This window comes from Streptomyces lonarensis (assembly GCF_012033735.1).
In the GTDB taxonomy this organism is placed as follows: Bacteria; Actinomycetota; Actinomycetes; order Streptomycetales; family Streptomycetaceae; genus Streptomyces; species Streptomyces lonarensis.
The window spans coordinates 1-3,684 of sequence record NZ_JAAVJD010000356.1; the positions used below are offsets into that span (position 1 = coordinate 1).

The 3,684-nt window shown below is 66.9% G+C and carries 1 protein-coding gene; it reads left to right on the top strand.

Going from position 1 to position 3,684, the window contains the following annotated elements; all coding sequences use genetic code 11:
* Window positions 1-3,684 (top strand): hypothetical protein (locus HCN56_RS24335; protein ID WP_209313140.1); only part of this gene is annotated, 3,684 nt, incomplete at both ends.

The following is a 3,684-nucleotide window of genomic DNA, read 5'->3' on the forward strand; positions in this document are numbered from 1 at the left end:
CCTCCGCCAACCCACCGAACACGAATTCTTCGCCCAACTCACCAACACCTGGCTCGGAACAAACGCCGGACACGACCGCTACACCGGCCTCCCCATGCACAACACCCAACAATGGGTCCACGACTTCGTCCACCGCACCACCACCCACCAACCAACCCACCACCCCGACAACGCACCCCCCTGGCACGAAACCCAACAACACACCCAACAACTCATCCCCCTCCTCACCGAGCTCTACGGAACCACCCGCAACCCCGACCTCACCACCCCCAACCCCCGCGACACCACCCGCACCGAAGACCACACCTGGGCAGCCTTCCGCACCCTCCTCGACCCCCACACCACCACCGACACCACCCACACCCCCACACCCGCCCCCCGCATCACCACCACCAGCACCAGCACCACCACCCCCCTCGCCGCACCCACCCCCCACACCACCGACACCCTCGCCAACCTCCTCGCCGACACCACCGGCCCCGACATCACCAGCTACGAGCACCACGACGAACTGGTTGCGACGCTGGCGGATCTCAAGGCCGCTTTCGAGCCCCACCAGTACGACCTTGTGGCGATCACTCGACAGATCTTCGGCCTCCCGGGCGACGCCCCCGTCGGCCGAGCCGAGATCATCGCTGCCCTGCACTGGTCTGGGCAGGCCCACACGCACAACCAGGCCCACACGGTCGCCGATATCGCTGCCTACGTGCGTGTGCAGACCGACCCCGTCACGCTGGCCCAGTCCCACATCGATCACAATGTGCCCGAGCTGTCCGGGTGGGCCACCGATCCGGGCTCGGTGTCCGCCTACAGCCGGCTTGCGGACTGGGGGAACATCTGGGCGGGTCCGCGCCAGGCCGGGTACCCGGGCGGCCGGGCGTTCATCGCACAGATGTCCGCCAACAACTTCCGCTACCTGCAGGACCAGGTCGGTCCGCGGGAAGCGTGGCATCAGGGCGTGTTGGACCGCCTGGAACAGGCCCTCAAGGGCCGGGTCCTGCACCACTACACCACCGCCGATCGCATCGAGACCATGCTCGTCCCCGGCGGCGGGGGCGTCCTGAAGTCCAAGGCGCAGCTCATGTCGGAGAGCGCCGGGACAGCGGCCAACAACACGCCCCCGTTCGACCAGGTCGAGTTTGCCAACGACGCGTTCGTCTTCTTCTTCCTCGCCGACCCGAACGCGCCCTTCCGCGACAGCCGCTTCGGCTCGGGGGGCAGTGGCCCTGTTCGCGTCGCGCTTCCCCAGCATTCGCTGACGGACAGCGGCTGGATCATGCTCACCGACTTCCACGACCGGGAGTGGCCCACCCTTCGCACCGACGCCGAGGGCAACCTCCTCTCCTACCGCCGGGACACCGCGAACCAGGCGAACTCACCCGAAGCACGGCTCGCGGACGCCCAGTGGAAGATCGCCGGCATCTGGGCGCACGGCAACGAAGCGCTCGATATCAAGGCGAAGATTCTCTCCGGTGACATTTCCCAGATCCTCAGGAACGACCCGGACAGCTTCGATTCGGCGGCGCTCGAGAAGATCATCATGTTCACGGAGCTGAACAAGGAGATACGCGAGAAGCTGCGCGCTGCCGGCACGTGGGACGCGCTGCAGCAGCACTCGGCGGACCGCGAGAAGCACCTCAACAACAGCCTCCGGTTCGACCAGCAGGTCCGGCGTTACTGGCCGCAGATGCTGTACAGCGCCGTGAGCAACTGGGCCTATCCGATGGGCGGCGGTAAGACCCGTCACATCGACGGCTCGGCGCGCTCCGGCAAGGAACCAGCCCGCCTGGCAGGTCAGTTCAGCGACACCACGGACTTCCTCGACAACAACGTGCTGGCCGGGGCGCACATCGTGCCAGGCCTGGCGCTCCGCGCCCTGCTGGAGATCCAGCGCATCGAGCAGCGTGGCGGGAACCAGGCGCTGGTGGACCGCCTGAAGAACATGACCGGCGACCAACTCGTCGACACCCTGATGAAGGACTTCATCCGCCCCCAGGCCATGGTCCCCGGCCCCGTCCCCATCACCCGCGACAACGTCCAGCGGCCGCCGACCTCGACGACGGCGTTGGCGGCGCCCGGGCCCCACACCAGCGACACCTTCAAGGACCTGCTGGCTGATGCGGCGGGGCCGGACATCACCAGCTACGCCTACTACGGCGAGCTGATTCAGACCCTCGGCGATGTGAAGTCCGCGTTCGAGCCCCACCAGTACAACCTCGAAGCCATCACCCGCCAGATCCTCGGCATGAAGGCAGACGCACCGGTCGGCATGGCCGACATCATCGAGGCACTGGAATGGTCCGGCCAGGCCCACATGCACAACGAGGCCGGCACCGTCGCCGACATCGCCTCCTACGTGCTGGACATGAAGACCCAGCCCAACAGCCCCCGCTCCGAGGTCGACGAAGCCGCTCTCGCACAGCAGCACATCGAGCAGCACATCCCCGAGCTGGCCACCTGGGCCGACACCCCCGCCGCCGACGCCGCCTACGCCCACATGACCCGCGACGGCAACCTCTGGTCGACCGTGCGGACCAGTCAGGTGCAAGGCCGCGCCCTGATCGCGCAGATGTCACTGGAGAACCTGCGGGACCTGAACAACGAGATCGGCACCGCCCAGGACTGGCGCCAGGACGTCCGCACCCGACTCGAACAGGCACTGAGCAACCGCGTCCTGCACCACTACACCACCGCCGACCGCGTCACCACCATGCTCGCACCCGGCAACGAAGGCGACAGCGGTGGCATGAAGTCCTATCGTCAGATCTCGGTAGAGGCCAACGGCGCAGTGGCCAACAACACGCCCGCCTTCGACCAAGTCGAGTTCGCCAACGACGCGTTCGTCTTCTTCTTCCTCGCCGACCCGAACGCACCGTTCCGCGACAGTCGCTTCGGCTCGGGGGGCAGCGGACCCGCCCGCATCACCGTCCCACAGAGCCGACTCACCGACAGCGGCTGGCTCATGGTCACGGACTTCCTCGACCGGGAATGGCCGACCCTCCGCGCCGACGCAGACGGCAACCTCCTCTCCTACCGCCGCGACGCACCACCGCAGACGGCTTCGCCGGAAACCCGCATGGGGGCGGCCCAGCAGGAGATAGCAGACATCTGGAACGACGGGGTCGGTTTCCTCAACCGCGAGGCCGACGTTCTCAGCTTCCACCTCTCCGGGGCCTTCCACACGACCTCGGACAGGCTCGATGCCGCAACCACCGCGAGGATCGTCAGGTTCGCCGAGGTCAACAAGGAGATCCGAGCCAAGCTTCGGGCCACGGACGCGTGGGACACACTGCAGCAGCAGATAGAGACGCTTGAGGTGAACCGGAGCACAGGCGCACGGTTCGACCGCCAGGTTCGTCGGTGGTACCCCGACATCACTCCGTTCTTCGACTATGCAACGGACGGGGGGACGACTCGGCACATCGACGGCGAGGCACGTGACGGGAAAGAGTCGGCGCGGGCGAACAACCAGTTCACCGACCGTGCCGACCATCTCCGTCACAACATCCTGGCAGGGCCCCACGTTGTGCCTGGACTTGCCGCCCGCGGCGTCCTCGAAATCCTGCGCATCGAGCGGCAGGGCGGGAACCAGGCGCTGGTGGACCGCCTGAAGAACATGACCGGCGACCAACTCGTCGACACCCTGATGAAGGACTTCATCCGCCCCCAGGTCATGGTCCCCGG